This window comes from Elioraea sp., from assembly GCF_022842375.1.
Classification (GTDB): domain Bacteria; phylum Pseudomonadota; class Alphaproteobacteria; order Acetobacterales; family Acetobacteraceae; genus Elioraea_A.
In genome coordinates this window covers 108,632-125,945 of the sequence record NZ_JALHPR010000001.1, presented here as the reverse complement: position 1 = coordinate 125,945, position 17,314 = coordinate 108,632, and the positions used below count along the sequence as shown (strand labels likewise).

Annotated in this window: 18 protein-coding genes; 9 read left to right on the top strand and 9 right to left on the bottom strand. The window is 69.9% G+C overall.

The features are described 5' to 3' along the window. Position 1: 1 nt before the first annotated feature. Genes Q0C38_RS00620 through Q0C38_RS00610 form a run of 3 tightly spaced genes read left to right on the top strand, consistent with a single transcriptional unit; the run spans position 2 to position 2,473 of the window. Entirely contained in the window at positions 2 to 970 is a 969-nt protein-coding gene (locus Q0C38_RS00620; RefSeq protein ID WP_291295107.1) for a hypothetical protein, read from the top strand. 19 nt (positions 971 to 989) lie between these two features. Further along, positions 990 to 1,775 carry an AAA family ATPase gene (locus tag Q0C38_RS00615; RefSeq protein ID WP_291295106.1) on the top strand — a complete coding sequence of 262 codons (786 nt, stop codon included), beginning with the start codon at positions 990 to 992 and terminating at the stop codon, positions 1,773 to 1,775. Positions 1,776 to 1,810: 35 nt separating this feature from the next. Next, complete coding sequence (locus Q0C38_RS00610; RefSeq protein WP_366937224.1) at positions 1,811 to 2,473, top strand: DUF2889 domain-containing protein; 663 nt, start codon at positions 1,811 to 1,813, stop codon at positions 2,471 to 2,473. Here the strand turns inward: Q0C38_RS00610 and Q0C38_RS00605 are convergent. Then, positions 2,398 to 2,733, bottom strand: a complete 336-nt coding sequence (locus Q0C38_RS00605) for a ribbon-helix-helix domain-containing protein (protein ID WP_291295105.1) — start codon at positions 2,731 to 2,733, stop codon at positions 2,398 to 2,400. The genes Q0C38_RS00610 and Q0C38_RS00605 overlap by 76 nt on opposite strands. A 93-nt stretch (positions 2,734 to 2,826) precedes the next feature. Next, positions 2,827 to 3,117 (bottom strand): BolA family transcriptional regulator, encoded by a 291-nt coding sequence (locus tag Q0C38_RS00600; RefSeq protein WP_291295104.1) that lies wholly within the window; start codon positions 3,115 to 3,117, stop codon positions 2,827 to 2,829. Positions 3,118 to 3,176: 59 nt separating this feature from the next. Between Q0C38_RS00600 and Q0C38_RS00595 the strand changes: the two genes are divergently transcribed. From Q0C38_RS00595 to Q0C38_RS00580, 4 genes are all read left to right on the top strand, one after another. Beyond that, positions 3,177 to 3,764 (top strand): J domain-containing protein, encoded by a 588-nt coding sequence (locus tag Q0C38_RS00595; protein WP_291295103.1) that lies wholly within the window; start codon positions 3,177 to 3,179, stop codon positions 3,762 to 3,764. Positions 3,765 to 3,843: 79 nt separating this feature from the next. After that, a complete protein-coding gene (gene cobS / locus Q0C38_RS00590) occupies positions 3,844 to 4,854 on the top strand; it encodes a cobaltochelatase subunit CobS (protein ID WP_291295102.1) in 1,011 nt (336 codons plus the stop codon). A gap of 13 nt (positions 4,855 to 4,867) precedes the next feature. Then, entirely contained in the window at positions 4,868 to 6,751 is a 1,884-nt protein-coding gene (gene cobT, locus Q0C38_RS00585; protein ID WP_291295101.1) for a cobaltochelatase subunit CobT, read from the top strand. 113 nt (positions 6,752 to 6,864) lie between these two features. Continuing rightward, positions 6,865 to 7,749 (top strand): esterase-like activity of phytase family protein, encoded by an 885-nt coding sequence (locus Q0C38_RS00580; RefSeq protein WP_291295100.1) that lies wholly within the window; start codon positions 6,865 to 6,867, stop codon positions 7,747 to 7,749. On the opposite strand, the gene Q0C38_RS00575 is transcribed toward Q0C38_RS00580, so the two are convergent. The 6 genes from Q0C38_RS00575 to Q0C38_RS00550 all read right to left on the bottom strand — a co-directional run bounded on the left by Q0C38_RS00575 (position 7,741) and on the right by Q0C38_RS00550 (position 13,449). Continuing rightward, positions 7,741 to 8,622, bottom strand: a complete 882-nt coding sequence (locus tag Q0C38_RS00575; RefSeq protein WP_291295099.1) for a trypsin-like serine protease — start codon at positions 8,620 to 8,622, stop codon at positions 7,741 to 7,743. The genes Q0C38_RS00580 and Q0C38_RS00575 overlap by 9 nt on opposite strands. Positions 8,623 to 8,847: 225 nt before the next feature. Beyond that, complete coding sequence (gene tgt / locus Q0C38_RS00570; RefSeq protein WP_291295098.1) at positions 8,848 to 10,068, bottom strand: tRNA guanosine(34) transglycosylase Tgt; 1,221 nt, start codon at positions 10,066 to 10,068, stop codon at positions 8,848 to 8,850. Then, entirely contained in the window at positions 10,065 to 10,838 is a 774-nt protein-coding gene (locus Q0C38_RS00565; RefSeq protein WP_291295097.1) for a queuosine precursor transporter, read from the bottom strand. Before Q0C38_RS00565 ends, tgt begins: the two co-directional genes overlap by 4 nt. Before the next feature lie 86 nt (positions 10,839 to 10,924). Further along, positions 10,925 to 11,218, bottom strand: coding sequence for a 50S ribosomal protein L28 (gene rpmB, locus Q0C38_RS00560; protein WP_291295096.1), 294 nt, complete (start codon positions 11,216 to 11,218; stop codon positions 10,925 to 10,927). A 135-nt stretch (positions 11,219 to 11,353) separates the two neighbouring features. Continuing rightward, on the bottom strand, positions 11,354 to 11,602 hold the full coding sequence (locus Q0C38_RS00555) for a hypothetical protein (RefSeq protein WP_291295095.1): 249 nt from the start codon (positions 11,600 to 11,602) through the stop codon (positions 11,354 to 11,356). Positions 11,603 to 11,664: 62 nt separating this feature from the next. Beyond that, on the bottom strand, positions 11,665 to 13,449 hold the full coding sequence (locus Q0C38_RS00550) for an ABC transporter ATP-binding protein/permease (RefSeq protein ID WP_291295094.1): 1,785 nt from the start codon (positions 13,447 to 13,449) through the stop codon (positions 11,665 to 11,667). A gap of 296 nt (positions 13,450 to 13,745) precedes the next feature. On the opposite strand from Q0C38_RS00550, the gene Q0C38_RS00545 reads away from it, so the two are divergent. After that, positions 13,746 to 14,627, top strand: coding sequence for an NUDIX hydrolase family protein (locus tag Q0C38_RS00545; protein WP_291295093.1), 882 nt, complete (start codon positions 13,746 to 13,748; stop codon positions 14,625 to 14,627). A 118-nt stretch (positions 14,628 to 14,745) separates the two neighbouring features. Next, the gene (locus Q0C38_RS00540) at positions 14,746 to 16,434 is read left to right on the top strand and encodes a methyl-accepting chemotaxis protein (RefSeq protein ID WP_291295092.1); all 1,689 of its coding nucleotides are present in this window, start codon (positions 14,746 to 14,748) and stop codon (positions 16,432 to 16,434) included. Between the two features lie 8 nt (positions 16,435 to 16,442). On the opposite strand, the gene gluQRS is transcribed toward Q0C38_RS00540, so the two are convergent. After that, a complete protein-coding gene (gene gluQRS, locus Q0C38_RS00535) occupies positions 16,443 to 17,300 on the bottom strand; it encodes a tRNA glutamyl-Q(34) synthetase GluQRS (RefSeq protein ID WP_291295091.1) in 858 nt (285 codons plus the stop codon). Positions 17,301 to 17,314 lie beyond the last annotated feature (14 nt).

Here is a 17,314-nt window from a genome sequence, read left to right as displayed (position 1 = left end):
CATGCGCATCCGCACCTTCCGCGCGCGGACGATGGCAGCGGCCATGTCGGCCGCGCGCGCGGAACTCGGCCCCGATGCGCTGATGCTCGGCTCACGCCGCGTCACCGAGGGTGTCGAGCTCACCGCCGCGGTGGAGCCGGCCGACGACATCGCCCCGCTCGCGCCCCTGGCGCAGGCGGAGGTCTCAGCACCTGTCATCCCGCTCACGCCGGCCGTACTGCATGAGCCGCTTGGCCCGATCGCTGCGGCACTTGCCGCCCACGGGCTGCCGGAGATGTTCCGCAACCATCTCGCCGCCTCGCCCGACCTTGCCGCGACGCTCGCCGGCGCGCTGCGCTTCGAGGGGCTGCCGCTCGGCCCGGGTTCAGCCGTTCTCGTGGTCGGCCCGCCGGGGGCCGGCAAGACGCTCACCGTCGCCAAGCTTGCCACCAGGCTCAGGCTTGCCGGCGGAACACCGCGCGTGATCGCCGCCGATGGCAGGCGTGCGGGTGCGGTCGAACAGCTCGCCGCATTCACGCGGCTCCTCGGCATCGACCTGATCGCTGCCCCCCACCCGGCCACGGTGCTGCGCGCGCTCGCCACCAACCGCGGTACCGCGCCGACGCTCATCGACACCGCTGGCCTCGACCCGTTCGATGCCGGCGAGCGCGAGGAGATCGCCGCCCTCGCCGCTGCCTCGGGTGCCGCGGTGGCACTGACCATCCCGGCCGGGATGGACGCGATGGAGGCCGCCGACATGGCGGAAGCGATGGCCGAGACCGGCGCGCGCCACCTGCTTGCCACACGCCTCGACCTCGCACGCCGCATCGGCGCGATCCCGGCCGCTGCCATCGGCGGCGGGCTTGCAATCGCCGAAGCCGGAACCGGCCCAGGTGCCGCCGACGGGCTCGGCCCGCTCACGGCAGAGGCGCTGGCCGCGCGGCTGCTCAATCCTCCCGCCGCGCGGCTCGCCCGCGCCTCGGCAGCGTGACAGTGGAGACGAAGCGCCCATGACCGCCCACGCCGTTCTCGCCGCGACGACCACGGCACCCGAACAGGGGGCCGCGGGAAGGCTGATCGCCATCGCCTCCGGCAAGGGCGGGGTCGGCAAGACCTGGCTCGCCATCACCCTGTCGCACGCGCTCGCGCAGCGCGGGCGGAACGTCCTGCTCGTCGATGGCGACCTCGGGCTTGCGAATGTCGATGTGCAGATCGGACTCCAGGTCGGGCGCGATCTCTCCGGCCTGCTGAAGGGCGAGCGTGCCGAGGCACTCGCGACACCGGTACCCGATGCCGGGTTCTCCGTGCTGGCCGGCCGCTCGGGCTCGGGCGCGCTCGCGCAGCTGACACCGGAGCAGATCGAGGTGATCCTTGCCGGGCTGGCGGAGGCGAAGGGCTTCGGCACCGTCATCCTCGACATCGGCGCGGGGCTCGATCGTACCGCCCGGCGGCTGGCCTCGGTCGCCGACACGCTGCTGGTCGTCACGACCGAGGAGCCGACCGCGCTGACCGATGCCTATGCCTGCCTGAAGCTCGCCGCCCTCGACCGGCCTGGCGGTGACAGGCGCATCGTCGTGAACATGGCCGGAACGCAGGCCTCCGGCGAACGCACCTGGCTCGGCCTCAGGAAGGCGGCGGAGAACTTCCTGAAGGTGAGCCCGCCGCTGGCCGGCGTGGTCCGTCGCGATGCCCGCGTCTCCGAGGCGATCCGCCGGCAGGTGCCGTTCCTGACGCGGCACCCCGGCGCGGAAGCGGCGTCGGATATCGGACGACTCGCGGCCATCCTGGCGCCCTGAGGCTCAACGCCGCGTCTGGCGGGGCCGGCCCGCCCATGCCATATCGCCCTGATGCACCGCAGCATGAGCGAGGCGCGACCGTGCCGCTGAGCCCCCCATCCCCCCGCGAGAAGCTCCACACCCGCGCCATCGTCATCGACGGCTACCGCCGCGAGGATGGGCTGTTCGACATCGAGGCGCAGCTCGCCGACACGAAAACCTACGCCTTCTCGACGGAGGATCGGGGCGAGGTCACGCCGGGCGTGCCGCTGCACGGCATGCTGATCCGGCTGACCATCGACGAGGACATGACCGTGGTCGCGGCTGAGGCGAACACGGAGTACGGGCCCTTCGCGATGTGCCCTGCCATCACGCCGAATTTCGCGCGGCTCGCGGGCCTGCGCATCGGCCCTGGCTGGACCCGGAAGGTGAAGGAAGTGGTGGGCGGCGTGCAGGGGTGCACCCACCTCGTGGAACTGCTCGGGCCGATGGCGACGGTGGCGTTCCAGACGCTCATCGTCGTGCGCCGCAAGCGACCGGCAGACCCTGCCGCCCCGCCCGCCCTGCTCAACACCTGCCATGCCTACGCGGCGGACAGCCCGATGGTTGCCCGCCGCTGGCCGGAGTACGTGAAGGCGCGTGGCTACTCGGCGGGACCCGACATGAAGGCCGCGACCGCGGTGCGCAGCGCCGATCCGTTGCCCGACGACCGGGAGTGATCGGCGATGCCGTGGCCGGCCGCGATGTGGCCTTCCTCGGTGGTCGCCGCGCGGAAATACTGCAGCACGTAGACACGCATCGCCGAGGTCCGGCCGCCCTTCAGGCCGAGCTTCTCGATGCGCCGGCAGAGCTCGGACGGGCTCGTCCGCTCGCGCCGGCAGATTTCCGACAGCGCGTCCCAGAGCTCGGGCTCGAGACGCATGCTGGTGCGGCCACGCTCGGCCACGATATTGCGGTTGATCAGGGTGCTGCGCGCCATGGGGGGCTCCTCCGTGTGCGCGCAGAGTGGCCGATATCATTTAATGGGACGTTGAAGCGAAAGGGTGATTCGCGTGCGGGTGTTCGCGCCGCGTCACCGCCCCGAGGCGGCTTCCTCCGGCGTCTGAAGCTTCAGGCTCAGCGCGTGCAGGCCCGTGGCGAACTCCGTCGCCAGCGCTGCGTGAACCCTCCGCTGCCGCGCCACCCGCCCCTCGCCGGCGAAGACGGGCGAGATGGCGTGCACGGTGTAGTGCGTCTCCCCTGCCCCGTCCGGGTTGCCGGCATGGCCAGCGTGGCTGGCACTGTCGTCGACCACGGCGATCTCGGCGGGTGCCAGCGCTGCCTCGAGTGCCGCCCTGATGCGCGCGGCGCGATGTTCCGTCATGTCTTGTCCCCCCTGTTGCTTGCCTTGCCACGTCCATGACCCGTGGCCATAACTGACCGATGCGTAACGGCACCGCCCGCACCCATGGTGCACCCCGAAACTCCCGGCTCCGGGCCGATGCCCCGCAAACCGACGATCTCTCGCGCCCCTGCGACAGGCCCGGCTGCGCCGCCCATGGCGGATTCCGTGCCCCGAAATCGCGACGCAGCCTGAACGACTACTACTGGTTCTGCCTCGAGCATGTGCGCGAATACAACCGCGCCTGGGACTACTACAAGGGCATGAGCCCCGGCGAGATCGAGAGCGAGATGCGCCGCGACACGACCTGGCAGCGCCCGACCTGGCCGCTGGGGCGCATCGGCCTCGGGCCGGACGAGCGGGTCGCGGACCCGTTCGGCGTCCTCGGCAACGCCAAGCCTGCTCCGGCCCGCGAGACGACCGAGATCCCGGCGGAGCTTCGTTCCCCCCTCGCCACCCTCGACCTGCCCTGGCCTGTGACGCGCGTCGAGGTCAAGCGCGCGTACAAGGCATTGGCCAAGCGTCACCACCCCGACGCCAACAGCGGCGACAAGGCGGCAGAGGACAAGCTCAAGACCATCAACGCAGCCTATACGACGCTGATCCGCGTGCTTCCCGCAGGCGGATGACGGCCAATCGCCGGGGCGGCCTTCGCAAGCGCCGCAACGGGGTCTAATCTGTTCCACGACGCAGGAAAGCGGACCGCGCATGACGAAGGTGACCCAGTTGGCTGACGCAAGACCGACCTCGGCGATCGACCTCCCAGACACGAAGGTGCGTGTGGGGGATGTCTTCGGCATCGCCTCCGACCTCGAGGTGCCGGCCTTCTCGGTGCGGACCGAGCACGTGCCCGACATCGACGAGGCCTATCGCTTTGACCGCGAGACGACACTCGCGATCCTCGCCGGCTTCGCCCACAACCGTCGCGTGATGGTCCAGGGCTACCACGGCACCGGCAAGTCGACGCATATCGAGCAGGTGGCCGCCCGCCTCAACTGGCCCTGCATCCGCGTGAACCTCGACAGCCACATCAGCCGCATCGACCTGATCGGCAAGGATGCGATCGTGCTGCGCGACGGCAAGCAGATCACCGAGTTCCGCGAGGGCATCCTGCCCTGGGCGCTCCAGCACCCCTGCGCGCTGGTGTTCGACGAGTATGACGCCGGCCGCCCCGACGTGATGTTCGTGATCCAGCGCGTGCTGGAGGTCGAGGGCAAGCTGACGCTGCTTGACCAGAACCGCGTGATCCGCCCGCACCCGGGGTTCCGGCTGTTCGCAACCGCCAACACGGTTGGCCTCGGCGACACGACCGGCCTCTATCACGGCACGCAGCAGATCAACCAGGGCCAGATGGACCGCTGGAACATCGTCGCGACCCTCAACTACCTGCCGCACGAGCAGGAGACCGAGATCGTGACCGCCAAGCTCGCCATCCCCACCAGCGATGCCGCGGCGAAGAAGCGGGTCGCAGCGATGGTGGCGCTGGCCGACCTCACCCGCGCCGGCTTCATCAACGGCGACATCTCGACCGTGATGAGCCCCCGCACCGTGATCACCTGGGCCGAGAACACCAAGATCTTCGATGACATCGCGTTCGCGTTCCGCGTGACCTTCCTGAACAAGTGCGACGAGGCGGAGCGCGCGACGGTGGCCGAGTACTACCAGCGCTGCTTCAACGAGGAGCTGCCGCTCGGGGCCGGTCCGCGCCGCGCGGCGTGATGGGGCGCTGCTGATGGCACAGCCACCGAAACCGGGCGACACGGCCCGCACCGAGGAGTTCCGCCGGGCGACGGCCGGCGCGCTCCGTGCGGTCGCCGAACGCGGCGATGTCGATGTCGCGTTCCAGCCCGGTCCCCCAGGTGTTGCCGGCAAGCGCGCGCGGTTGCCGGTGCCCTCGCGCGCGCTTCCGGCCGCCGAAATGGCGCGGCTGCGCGGCGCGGCCGACGCCATGGCGCTCAAGCTCAAGCTCCATGACGACACGCTGCACGGCAAGCGACTGCCAGCCCGCCGCGAGGCACGCGAGGTGTTCGACCTGCTCGCCCAGGCCCGCGTCGAGGCGCTCGGCTCCCGCGTGATGGCGGGCGTCGCTGCGAACCTGCGGGCGCGGCTGGCCGAGGAATGCGAGGCCGACGGGCTCGACCGCATGACGCGGCGCGAGCAGCTGCCCGTCGCCAAGGCGATCGAGCTGCTGGCCCGCGAGGCGCTGACGGGCGAGGCAACGCCCGATGCGGCGCGCGAGGTGCTCGGCCTCTGGCGTGCCACGCTGCCCGACAAGGCGTTCGTGGCGCTGGAGAGCCTCGCCGGCAATCTCGACGACCAGGACCAGTTCGCCCGCGCCGCGCGCAAGCTGCTCGCCGCACTCGACATGGCCGAAGAGGAAACCGACGCCGAAGCCGAGGCCGAGGAACAGGACGACGAGCAGGGCGAGCAGGAAGAAGGGGCCGACGAGCAGGAGCAGGACAGCGCCGGCTCCGCCGCCGAGGCCGAGAGCATGCCCGGCGCGCGCGAGGAGGAGGCCGAGGGCCAGGCCGAGGCCGCCGACAGCGTCGAGCAGGAGCAGGACGAGGGAGCGGCGGCCGAGGGCGACGACCGCCCAGCCGGCCCGCAGGCGCGCAAGGACCGTGACCTCGGCAACGAGGCGCATCGCTACGAGCCCTATACGCGACAGTTCGACGAGGAGGTCGCGGCCGACGAGCTCTGCGATACCGACGAGCTCACGCGACTTCGCAGCCAGCTCGACCAGCAGCTCCAGCACCTCCAGGGCGTCGTATCCAAGCTCGCGAACAGGCTGCAGCGCCGCCTGCTCGCGCAGCAGTCGCGCAGCTGGGACTTCGACCTCGAGGAAGGGCTGCTCGACGTCTCGCGGCTGGCCCGCATCGTCGCCAACCCGACCCACTCGCTCAGCTACAAGCGCGAGCGCGAGACCGAGTTCCGCGACACGGTGGTGTCGCTGCTGATCGACAATTCCGGCTCGATGCGCGGCCGTCCGATCACGGTCGCGGCGATGTCGGCCGACATCCTCGCCCGCACGCTCGAGCGCTGCGCGGTGAAGGTCGAGATCCTCGGCTTCACGACGCGCGCCTGGAAGGGCGGGCAGAGCCGCGAGCGCTGGGTGCAGGAAGGCAAGAAGCGCAACCCCGGCCGGCTGAACGACCTTCGCCACATCGTCTACAAGGCGGCAGAGCAGCCCTGGCGGCGGGCGCGGCGGAACCTCGGGCTGATGCTCCGCGAGGGGCTGCTCAAGGAGAACATCGACGGCGAGGCGCTGGAATGGGCGTATCGCCGCCTCGCCGCCAGGCCCGAGCACCGCAAGATCCTGATGGTGATCAGCGATGGCGCGCCGGTCGATGACAGCACGCTCTCGGTCAATCCCGGCAACTATCTCGAACGCCATCTGCGCGAGGTGATCCGCCGCATTGAGCGTGACAAGCGCATCGAGGTGACGGCGATCGGCATCGGCCATGACGTCACGCGCTACTATCGCCGCGCCGTCACCATCGTCGATGCCGAGGAGCTTGGCGGCACGATGATGAAGAAGCTCGCCGAGCTGTTCGACGAGGACGCGGCCGAGGCCTGGCACCGCGCCGCGGCCGAGCAGGCAGCGCTGGTCGCCTGAGAAACGGTGGCCTGAACTCTCGCGGTCTCCACCGCCGCGCGCTGTTCGCCGCACCGCTGCTGGCGGTCAGTACGCCTGCCGCGGCGCTCACGCTTCGTGCGCGCCAGCTCCCGTTGTCGGACGAGGCGCCAACGCTCGACCGCCTCGGCCCCCTCCAGTTCCGGGGCGCGCTTGCGCTCGGCGGCGATGACCGGGCCTTCGGCGGGCTGTCCGGCCTGCTCCTCTCGGCCGACGGCACGATCATCGCGATCACCGACCAGGCGCACTGGTTCCGCGGGCGGATCGAGCGTGGCGGCGAAGGCATGCTGACCGGTATCGCGGACCCACGCCTCAGCCCGATCCGCGACAGCAACGGCGCTGCCCTTCGCGCCGGCCGGGCCGGCGATGCTGAGGCGCTGGCGTTGCTGCCCGATGGGCGGCTGCTCGTCGCCTTCGAGCGCTGGCACCGCATCCGCGCCTTCGCCGATCCGGATGCGCCGGGGCTCTACTTTCCCGCACCGCCCGGCATCGCCACGCTCGTCGCCAACGCTGGTCTCGAGACCCTCGCTGTGCTGGCCGATGGCAGGCTGTTTGCGATCGCCGAGGCGGCGGCCGACGACGGCACCTGCCCCGCCTGGCTCGGGAGCGGCGACGGCAGCAGCTGGACGCAGCGCCGCTATCGCCCGGGGCCCGACCTCGTGCCGGTCGACGCAGCAGGACTTCCCGATGGCGGGGCGCTGGTGCTGGAGCGCCGCGTTAGCGTGCTGACGGGCTTCACGAGCCGCATCGCATGGCTGCCACGCGATGCTTTCGCCCGCGACGTGCTGGAGCCGGTTGAGATCGCAGCGATCGCCCCGCCGCTCGCCTCCGACAACTACGAGGCCATCGCGGTGGCGCGGCGCGAGGACGGAGCGCTCGATGTCGCCATCCTGTCGGACGACAATTTCAGCCTGTTCCAGCGCAACATCCTTATGCTGTTCAGGCTCGACCCAGCCGCGCTCACCACCCGATCACGCTGAAGGGACGCCCCGCCTCCGGGCTGCGAACAACGCAAGCAGCGCTGCGCCGAACAGCGCCATCGTTCCTGGCTCGTCGATCACCTCGACGCCGTGCGAGCGGAGGAACCACGCGTTGTCTTCCTGCCCCGTGTGGACATACGCCACCACATCACCATAGCGGCAGGCTTCGTCGTCCGGCCTCAGCGATCCCGTGACCACGCCGCTCAGCATGAAGTCGCTCATTGTCAGCAATGGACCGCCGCTGTCCCCGCCGCAGGGCGAAGCTTCGACCTTGGAAAACGCGACCTCGCCGTCGCGGAAGCGTGTGCCCGGGTCGTCGGCGCCGAGCTGGTCGAAATCGACCAACGTGTAGTTGGGCGACCGGTCGAGGATGTAGGCCGCGTTCACCCCCGCGCGCTTCCTGTTGTCCTGGACTGATCCTCCAGGGCCGCTCTTGCCGTAGCCGACGATGTCGGCCTGGTTGCCGCCGGGCGATGCATAGACTGCGAAGGGTTGGTATGCGTCGGGAACGGCACTGCTCAGTTCGAGCAGGGCGAGATCGTAGCGCTGGTAGACAGAGGTCCCGTCTGCAACATAAAGGGGGTTGAGATAGATCGCGCTCGCCACGATGCCTGGCGCGGTCGGGCGGAACAGGTCGAGGCCGAGGTCGTTGCCATAAAGGAACTTGACCTCCGAGGGAGCGTAGTCGCTCGTCCCGTCAGCTGACCTGTCGAAGCAGTGTGCCGCCGTCAGCACCATCGTCGCACTCACGAGCGAGCCGGTGCAGAGGTTCCCGGCGCCACCCCGCGATGCGAATACGCCGCCGATGCCCGAGTAGCGCGGCTTCATGCCGAGCCCGAGCGCGGCCTCGTCGATCGTCTCCGCCCCGATCATCCCATCATTGAGCACGACCGCCGGCGCCAGGCCGGGGAAAGCAACCACGGCCGCCAGGGCAACCCCGACGACGGCGGCGCGCCGGCATGGCGCGCGCTGACTTTGTCGCACGGACCTTCTCCCATGCGGGCGCGCACCCCCACGGGCACGTCACCGGCATCGGCGAAGCTTTCCTTCGATCCGGGCGCGCTGCATTGATCAGAAGCAATGGCCAAGCGAGCCCACTCAGCCGAGGCTGGCGCCCCACGCCGCCGCTTCCTCGCGCACCCGCCCTGCCGCGATTGCCGCACGCACCGTGTCCATCAGCCGCATCATGAAGCGGATGTTGTGGCGGCTGATCAGCAGCAGGCCGGCGAGCTCGTCGACCTTCAGCAGATGGTGGATATAGGCGCGCGAGAGTCCCGCGGCACAGGCTGGACAGTCACACCCCTCCTCGAGCGGGCGCGGATCGTCGCGGAAGCGGGCGTTGCGGAGGTTCAGGTGATCGCGCCCGGCGGCACCATCGGTGCCGGCCCGAACGAGCGCCCCGCCATGGCGGGCGATGCGCGTCGGGTGCACGCAGTCGAACGTATCGATGCCGGCAGCGACGCCGTTCCAGATATCGGCCACCTGGCCGATGCCGAGCAGGTGGATCGGCCTGTCGGGGCGCAGCAGCGGCGCCTGGAACGCGACGATGCGGTGCATCTCCTCGCGCGTGCCGCCGAGTGAATCGCCGATCGCGTGGCCGAAGAAATCCTCCCCGTTCACGAAATCGGCCGCCGCGCGGCGAAGGTCCTCGTGCACATGCCCGCCGGCGATGCCCACCACCGCCTGCGGTCCCGCGCTGCCCATGCCGCCTGCCGCATCGAAGGCGGCGAGCGAACGCCGTGACCAGCGGAAGGTGCGGGCGAGCGCGCGTTCGACATAGGCACGGTCAGCGTGGAAGGGCGTGCACTCGTCGAGCACCACGACGAGATCGGCCCCGATCGCGGCCTGGACGGAGAGCGAGATCTCGGGCGACAGCCGCTTCACCGCGCCATCGAGATAGGACCGGAACGTCGCCCCTGCCTCCTCGATGCCGATCAGCGTCGCTGCCGGCGTGCCGGAGCGGTTGCCCTTGATCTCGGCTGCCACGCCGCCATGGCCCATCGAGAAGATCTGGAAACCACCGCTGTCGGTCAGCGTCGGGCCGCGCCAGCCCGTCATGGTGGCCAGCCCACCGAGCGAAGCGATGCGTTCGGGACCTGGTGCGAGCAACAGGTGATAGGTGTTGCCGAGCACGACCGAGGCGCCGAGCCTGCGCACATCGTCCATCGTCGCTGCCTTCAGCGCGCCGCGCGTGGCGCAGAGCACGAAGGCAGGCGTGGCGATGGACCCGTGCGGCGTCTCGATCAGCCCGGTCCGCGCACGGCTCGCGCTGTCACGGGCTGTAACGGTGAAGCGATGCGCGGGATAACGCGCGCTCATCGCTTCTCCGGAACCAGGCGGCCGGCGAGGTACATCGCCGGCGTGTCGGCCACCGCAAGCCCTAAGCGCACGAGCCAGGTGCCAAGGATGTAGGTGCGCCACAGAACGTCCCATGGCACGGGGTTCTCGGCGAACACGACGAAGGCGAGGGTCGAGAACAGCACGCTGTCGATCAGCGCGCTCACCGCCGTGCTCGCGGTGTTTCGCAGCCAGAGGGCACGGCCGGCGGTGGCGATCCCGAGCGCGGTGAAGATGCGGATGTCGATGAGTTGGCTGACGAGATAGCTCGTCATCCCTGCCACGAACAGCGCTGGTGCAGGCGTGAACAGCGCCGCGAGGTGGTCATGGAACGGCAGCGCCCAGGCAAGGCCTTCGCCCGCCGTCGCGGCATCGAGCGGGCGGTAGCCGAGGGCGAGCAGCATCAGCACGGTCATGATCAGGTGCGCGGCGAAGCCGAGCCAGACGGCCTGTCGGGCGGCGGCGGGTCCGTAATGCTCGGCGAGGATGTCGGTCGCGAGATAGGTGGCGGCGAACACCACCGTCCCCTCCGCGACAGGCCCGGGCAGCAGCACGAAGGGAACGACCTTCAGCACCTGAAGGTTGGCAGCGATCACGGCCACCGCGATGAAGACGACGAGGCCTGTCCGGCCGAACGCGGCGAGCATCGCGAGAACGGCGCCGAAGGAAGCTGCCGCCATCATCAGCCAGACGACGTCGGGCGGGAGCGCGTTCAGCGCGGCGACAATGGCGGCCGGGGAGAGCGGCAGCACGGCGTCTCAGCCCCTTGACGAAAAAAGGCCCGCCGAAGCGGGCCCATCCCGGCGCTGCCCGGGGCGATGCCCGGGGCAGCATGCCATCAGGCGGCCTTCTTGGCCTTTGCCCGCTCGAGCCGGCGCTTCAGTACCCGCGCCTCGTCGGACAGCCTGCGATCGGGCGTACCGAGCAGCCACGAATCGATGCCGCCATTGTGCTCGATCGTGCGGATGCCGCGCGTGGTCATGCGCATGCGGATCGTGGTGCCGAGCACCTCCGACATCATCGAGGCGACCTGGAGGTTCGGGAGGAACCGCCGGCGCGACTTGTTGTTGGCGTGGCTGACATTGTTGCCAGTCTGCACACCCTTGCCCGTGACGCCGCAGCGACGCGCCATGACACGTATCCTCTTGCACGACCACAAACGAGGCTGGCCCGGGAAGGGCCACCCCCAACGAAGACGCGGCTTCTACCGGCGGGCCGTGGCCGCGTCAAGGCACGCGGGCAGCCACCAGCCATCAGCCTTGCCTCATCACCCCTGGGCCGGCCCCTCGCCCCGAAGTTCGCCATCACGCACCGAGGCGATGGCATTGTTCAGCACCTGGACGATCGCCTCGTCGCTCATCGAGCGCGAGAGCAGGCCGAGAGCGCCGCCGAGCAGCGCCGAGGCGGCCGAGAGGGAGCCGATCTTCTGCTCGATCATGTACTCGATCGCCTTGTCGACGATCGAGCCGGCATGGCTCAGATCGGCAGGCGCATTCCCCTCGGGGTCGAACTGCATGCCCCGTTCTCCTCGGTTGTTGCATCGCTGACATGGGGCCGGACCACCCCCCAATAAACCCCTCAGCCCGCGACCTCTTCGGTCGTCTCCTCCTGCCCGGCGCCCTCCTGCTCAGCTTGCCGGCGCCACATCGCGGCGTAGAGCCCATCCTGGGCCAGGAGCGCCGCGTGGGTGCCACGCTCGGCGATGCGGCCGGCTTCGAGCACGAGGATCTCGTCCGCGTCCACCACCGTCGAGAGCCGGTGCGCGATCACGAGCGTGGTCCGGTCACGGCTGATCTCGCGAAGATTGGCCTGGATCGCCTGCTCGGTCTGGCTGTCGAGCGCCGAGGTTGCCTCGTCGAACAGCAGGATCGGGGGGTTCTTCAGGATCGTGCGTGCGATCGCCACGCGCTGCTTCTCGCCACCCGAGAGCTTGAGGCCGCGCTCGCCGACCCGCGTGGCGTAGCCGTCCGGCGTCGAGACGACGAAGTCGTGAATGCGGGCGAGCTTGGCGGCGTTCTCGACCTCCGCCTCGCTCGCCCCGATCCGGCCGTAGCGGATGTTGTAGGCGATGGTGTCGTTGAACAGCACCGTGTCCTGCGGGACGATGCCGATGGCCGCCCTGAGGCTCGCCTGCGTCACGGCCGCGATGTCCTGCCCATCGATCAGGATCCGCCCCTCCTGCGGGTCGTAGAAGCGGAACAGCAGCCGCGAGATGGTGCTCTTGCCTGCGCCCGACGGCCCGACGATCGCCACCGTGTGCCCCGCCGGCACGGAGAAGGAGACGCCATCGAGGATGCCGCGGTCGGGCCGGTAGGCGAAGCGCACGTTCTCGAACCGCACCTCGCCGGAAGCGACGCCAAGCGGCGGCGCACCCGGCCTGTCCGCCACCTCGCGCGCGACGCCGAGCAGGCGGAACATCGCCTCCATGTCGACCAGGCCCTGCTTGATCTCGCGATAGGCGAAGCCGAGGAAGTTCAGCGGCGCGTAGAGCTGGATCAGGAACACGTTGGCCATCACGAACTGCCCGACCGTGAGCGTTCCAGCGACCACGCCGCTTGCCGCCAGCAGCATCACCGCCGTCAGGCCGCACGCGATGATCGCCGCCTGGCCGAGGTTGAGTGCGTTCAGCGACACCTGGTTCTTCACCGCCGCCCGCTCATAGGCCGCAAGCGCACCATCGAAGCGCTTCGCCTCATGCGCCTCGTTGCCGAAATACTTCACCGTCTCGAAGTTCAGCAGGCTGTCGATCGCCTTGGTGGTCGCTTCCTGGTCGGTCTCGTTCATCTGGCGGCGGAAGCGCACCCGCCACTCGGTGAAGCCGAGCGTGAAGGCGACGTAGAGGGCTAGCGTGACGAACACGATCGCCGCGAACTGGCCCCCGAGCGCGACCCAGAGCACCGCCGTCGCCAGCCCGATCTCAAGCAGGGTGGGCAGCGTCGAGAACAGGGCGAAGCGCAGCACCGTGTCGATGCCCTTGGTGCCCCGCTCGATCGCGCGCGACAGCCCGCCCGTCTGCCGGTCGAGGTGGAAGCGGAGGGAGAGAGCGTGCAGGTGCTGGAACGTCGCATGCCCGACGCGGCGGACAGTGTGCTGCGCGACGGCGGAGAACACCGCGTCGCGCAGTTCCTGGAACAGCGAGGCGGCGAGGCGGAGCAGCCCATAGCCGACCACGAGGGCGAGCGGAACGGCCACGATGGCCCCGCGCCCGTCCGCCGGCGTCAGCGCATCGACGGTCTGCGACAGGATCACCGGCACATAGACGGTCGCGACCTTGGCCAGGATGAGCGAGACGAGAGCGATCACCACCCTGATCCGCAAGCCCGGCTCGCCTGCCGGCCACACATAGGGGAGCAGCGAACGCAACGTCTCGCGATGGCTCCTGGCCGGAAGGGGCCCCGCGGCCGCTCCCGCCCCTGTCCCCTGGCCGGATGGCGCGGTTGCTCCGTGTGCTGCGTTCGGCGGCGCGTGTGGCGGTGTCACGAGACCTCTGGGTCGGGCTGGATCAACCCCTTATGTCGTGTGCCCGCCGAATGCGCAAAGCCCCAGGCAGGCATGGCACCCATGGCGGCAGGGAAAGCCGCTGGAGAGCCCTAGGGCCGAGGCCGGATACGCCGGCGCGGTCAGTGGCAGCGGCACGGGCTGCATGCGAATGTCGCGCCATGCACGACGATATCGCCCCCTATCTCCGCCACATCGACCGCTGCAACGACATCGCCTCGCCGGCGGGGTTCGAGCCGTTCCTGATCGAGGGTCGCCAGGTCGGCTGGCTCGCGCCCGATATCGTGAGCGCGCTGACCTTCCGCCCCGCCGACTTCCATTTCGACCAGCGCGGCGTCTCGATGGCCCGGCGGCTGCGCAGCCCCGGCGCGCGGTCGGACGCGCTGGCCCAGGCCGTCGCGGGTCTGGTCGAGGCAGGGCTGATCCCGCGCCTGCGTGGCGAGCGGTATGACGTGCGGGAGGCCCCCGGCGGCATCTCGCTCGCCACGCTCGACCGTTCCGCCGTGCCGGTCTTCGGCATCAGGGCCGAGGGGGTGCACGTGAACGGCCTCGTGAGGAAGGGCGGGGAGGTGCATCTCTGGGTCGGGGTCAGGGCAGCGGACAAGGCGGTCGACCCAGGCAAGCTCGATCATCTCGTGGCCGGGGGCATCTCCGCCGGCATGGGGCCGGAGGAGACGCTGGTGAAGGAGGCGGAGGAGGAGGCCTCCATCCCGCCCGAGGTGGCCGTGACGGCGCGCAAGGCCGGCACGATCGGCTACGTGATGGCGTGGAACACCCCGCGCCAGGCGCGGGGCATGCGGCGCGATACGCTGCATGTGTACGACCTCGACATGGCCGAGCACGTCGTGCCGCGGCCGAACGACGCGGAGGTGGCGCGGTTCGAGCTCTGGCCGCTCGCCCGCGTGGTCGAGGCGGTGCGCGAGACGGACCTCTTCAAGTTCAACGTCAACCTGGTGCTGATCGACCTTTTCCTGCGCCTCGGAGTCATCCCGCCGGGGCTGGCAGCCGAGAGGCTTCGGCTCGGCCTCGACCAGGGGGGATGATCCTACCTCCGTAACGAGATCGTCACACATCCGCACGATAGTGGGCCAGCGATGTCCCCTGTCGCCTGGTGGGACACATGACGTAGGTGAGGGATCTGTGCCCATGTCGTTTGAAAACATGAAGATCGGCAGGAAGGTCCTTTTGCTGGTGGTCCTGATGCTTGCCATCACGGGTGCGGTGGCGGGTGTCGGAATCCAGGGGATCAGGATGCTGTCGAACGACCTCAGCGAGGTCAGCGACGCTGGCGGCGAGGCGTTGGCCGGTGCGTACGCGAACCGGGATGCGCTGATGCTCAACCGCGCAGAATTCCGCCTCGCGGCCGACCCGTCGCCCGAGAACATGCGGTATGCCGAGGAGGTTTCCCGCACCGCCAAGGCGCGATTCGCACAGCGGCTCGATGAGCTTCGCCGCGTGGCAGATGGCGAGCAGGTGCGACTGCTCCAGCCGGTCGACGCCGCCTGGCAGCGCTACTCCACGCAGTTCGACAACACCATCGTCACGGTCCGACGCCTTGGCGACCAGGTGCAGTCGAACGAGGCGACGGTTGCGATTGGCCAGACGGTCATGCAGAGCCGCGACGCGGCGGAGGCGTTGATCGCCGCGATGTCGGCCTTCAACGCCTATTCCGACCAGCGGGCAAACCGTATCGCGAGCTATGGCGTGGCTCACGGCAAGCAACTCACGATGATCATGATCGTGGTCGCGTCGCTCGGACTGGTAGGCGGCCTCGCTCTCGGCTGGCTGACCGGGACGCGCGCCGTTGCCCGCCCGATTGCCGTCTCGGTCGCTCGCCTCAACGCGCTTGCCGAGGGCGACACGGAGGCCCCGATCATCGGCGCCGATCGCCGCGATGAGGTGGGCGACATCGCGCGCACGATGGCGGTGTTCCGCGACAACCTCGTCAGGGCGCGCCAGCTCCAGGCAGCCCAGCTCGCCGAGGCAGAGGCGAAGGCCGCGCGGGCGCAGAAGGTCGAGCAGATCACGCGCGTGTTCGAGGACGAGGCCGGCATCATCGTGCGCACAGTAGCCACGGCCGCCACCGAGATGGAGGCAACCGCCACGAGCATGGCGGCAGGGGCGGAGGAGACCTCCCGCCAGGCCACCGCCGTCGCCGCCGGCGCCGAGCAGGCTTCGGCCAACGTCAACACCGTTGCCGCGGCCGCCGAGGAACTCGCGGCATCCGTGACGGAGATCAGCCGCCAGGTGGCGGAAAGCACGCGCATCGCCGGGGAGGCCGAGAGCGAGGCGGGCCGCACGAGTACGACGGTGCAGGCGTTGTCCGACAACGCCCAGCGCATTTCCGACGTTGTTCGGCTGATCAGCGAGATCGCGGGGCAGACCAACCTGCTTGCACTCAACGCCACGATCGAAGCGGCACGCGCGGGCGAGGCCGGCAAGGGCTTCGCGGTCGTTGCCTCCGAGGTAAAGAACCTCGCCGCCCAGACCGGCCGCGCCACCGAGGAGATCGCCGGCCAGGTGAATGCGGTGCAGAGCGAGACCGCCCGTGTCGTCGAGGCGATTACGCGGATGGGCGAGGTGATCCGGCGCCTCAGCGAGATCGCCACCTCGATCGCCGCGGCAGTCGAGGAACAAGGTGCCGCGACCAGCGAGATCGCGCGCAACGTCCAGGAGGCGTCAGCCGGCACTGCTGCCGTGACGAACAACATCAGCAGCGTGAGCGAGGCCGCCTCGGGCTCGGGCGCGGCGGCATCGCAGGTGCAGGCAGCCGCGCGCGAACTCAGCACGGGTGCGGAAACTCTCCGCGCCCAGGTGGACAGGTTCATCGCCGAGATGAAGGCGGCGTAGGTTTTCCCTCAGTCCGGAAAGCCGGCCATGGCGCGCACCTCAGCCGCGCTGCGGCCGGCTGTTCGCAATGCGGCGATGCCGGCAGCACCATCGCGCTTTGCAAGCCGCGCGCCGCCTGGCCCACGCAACAGGGGATGGTGCCGCCAGCGTGGCACCGGCCAGCCCATCAGCGCCTGGAGCAGCCGGTGCAGATGCACCGCTGGCTTCAGGTCGTCCCCGCGCGTGACGAGGGTGATGCCCTGCAGCGCGTCGTCATGCGTCACGGCAAAGTGGTAGCTCGCCGGCGTGTCCTTCCGCGCCAGCACCACGTCGCCGAACAGCGGGGCCGGGTTCGCAGCGAACGTGCCCTCCCCGACCTCCTCGCACATCAGCGGGCCTGGCACCCCCGCCATCGCGCGGGCGATGTCGAGGCGAACAGCATGCGGCTCGCCGGCCGCCACCCGCGCCTGTCGTTCGGTTTCTGGAATGTTCCGACACAGGCCCGGATAGAGCGGCCCGTCGGCCCCGTGCGGCGCACCGCCGGCCGCCTCGATCTCGCGCGCAATGTCGGCACGCGTGCAGAAGCACGGGTAGAGCAGGCCGCGGGCCGAAAGGCGTGAGAGCACGGCGCCATACTCGGCGAAATGCGCCGATTGCATCCGCACCTCGCCGTCCCAGTCGAGGCCGAGCCAGGCGAGATCGTCCAGGATCGCCAGGGCGTATTCGGTGCGGCAGCGCGTGCGGTCGATATCCTCGATCCTGAGCAGGAAGCGACCGCCGGCCTCGCGCGCAAGACGCCAGGCGAACAGCGCGGAATGCGCCGAGCCAAGATGCAGCCTGCCCGTCGGGCTCGGGGCGAAGCGGGTGACGGGAGTTGCGCTCTCCATCGCATCAAGGTATC

Bases quoted from the DNA above. Each gene is read 5' to 3' on its own strand.
- Q0C38_RS00610 (WP_366937224.1), top strand. From the start codon at position 1,811: ATGCCATATCGCCCTGATGCACCGCAGCATGAGCGAGGCGCGACCGTG.
- Q0C38_RS00600 (WP_291295104.1), bottom strand. From the start codon at position 3,117: ATGACGGAACATCGCGCCGCGCGCATCAGGGCGGCACTCGAGGCAGCG.
- Q0C38_RS00615 (WP_291295106.1), top strand. From the start codon at position 990: ATGACCGCCCACGCCGTTCTCGCCGCGACGACCACGGCACCCGAACAG.
- Q0C38_RS00595 (WP_291295103.1), top strand. From the start codon at position 3,177: ATGCGTAACGGCACCGCCCGCACCCATGGTGCACCCCGAAACTCCCGG.
- cobT (WP_291295101.1), top strand. From the start codon at position 4,868: ATGGCACAGCCACCGAAACCGGGCGACACGGCCCGCACCGAGGAGTTC.
- Q0C38_RS00605 (WP_291295105.1), bottom strand. From the start codon at position 2,733: ATGGCGCGCAGCACCCTGATCAACCGCAATATCGTGGCCGAGCGTGGC.
- rpmB (WP_291295096.1), bottom strand. From the start codon at position 11,218: ATGGCGCGTCGCTGCGGCGTCACGGGCAAGGGTGTGCAGACTGGCAAC.
- tgt (WP_291295098.1), bottom strand. From the start codon at position 10,068: ATGAGCGCGCGTTATCCCGCGCATCGCTTCACCGTTACAGCCCGTGAC.
- Q0C38_RS00620 (WP_291295107.1), top strand. From the start codon at position 2: ATGCGCATCCGCACCTTCCGCGCGCGGACGATGGCAGCGGCCATGTCG.
- cobS (WP_291295102.1), top strand. From the start codon at position 3,844: ATGACGAAGGTGACCCAGTTGGCTGACGCAAGACCGACCTCGGCGATC.
- Q0C38_RS00555 (WP_291295095.1), bottom strand. From the start codon at position 11,602: ATGCAGTTCGACCCCGAGGGGAATGCGCCTGCCGATCTGAGCCATGCC.
- Q0C38_RS00575 (WP_291295099.1), bottom strand. From the start codon at position 8,622: ATGATCGGGGCGGAGACGATCGACGAGGCCGCGCTCGGGCTCGGCATG.
- Q0C38_RS00540 (WP_291295092.1), top strand. From the start codon at position 14,746: ATGAAGATCGGCAGGAAGGTCCTTTTGCTGGTGGTCCTGATGCTTGCC.
- Q0C38_RS00545 (WP_291295093.1), top strand. From the start codon at position 13,746: ATGCACGACGATATCGCCCCCTATCTCCGCCACATCGACCGCTGCAAC.
- gluQRS (WP_291295091.1), bottom strand. From the start codon at position 17,300: ATGGAGAGCGCAACTCCCGTCACCCGCTTCGCCCCGAGCCCGACGGGC.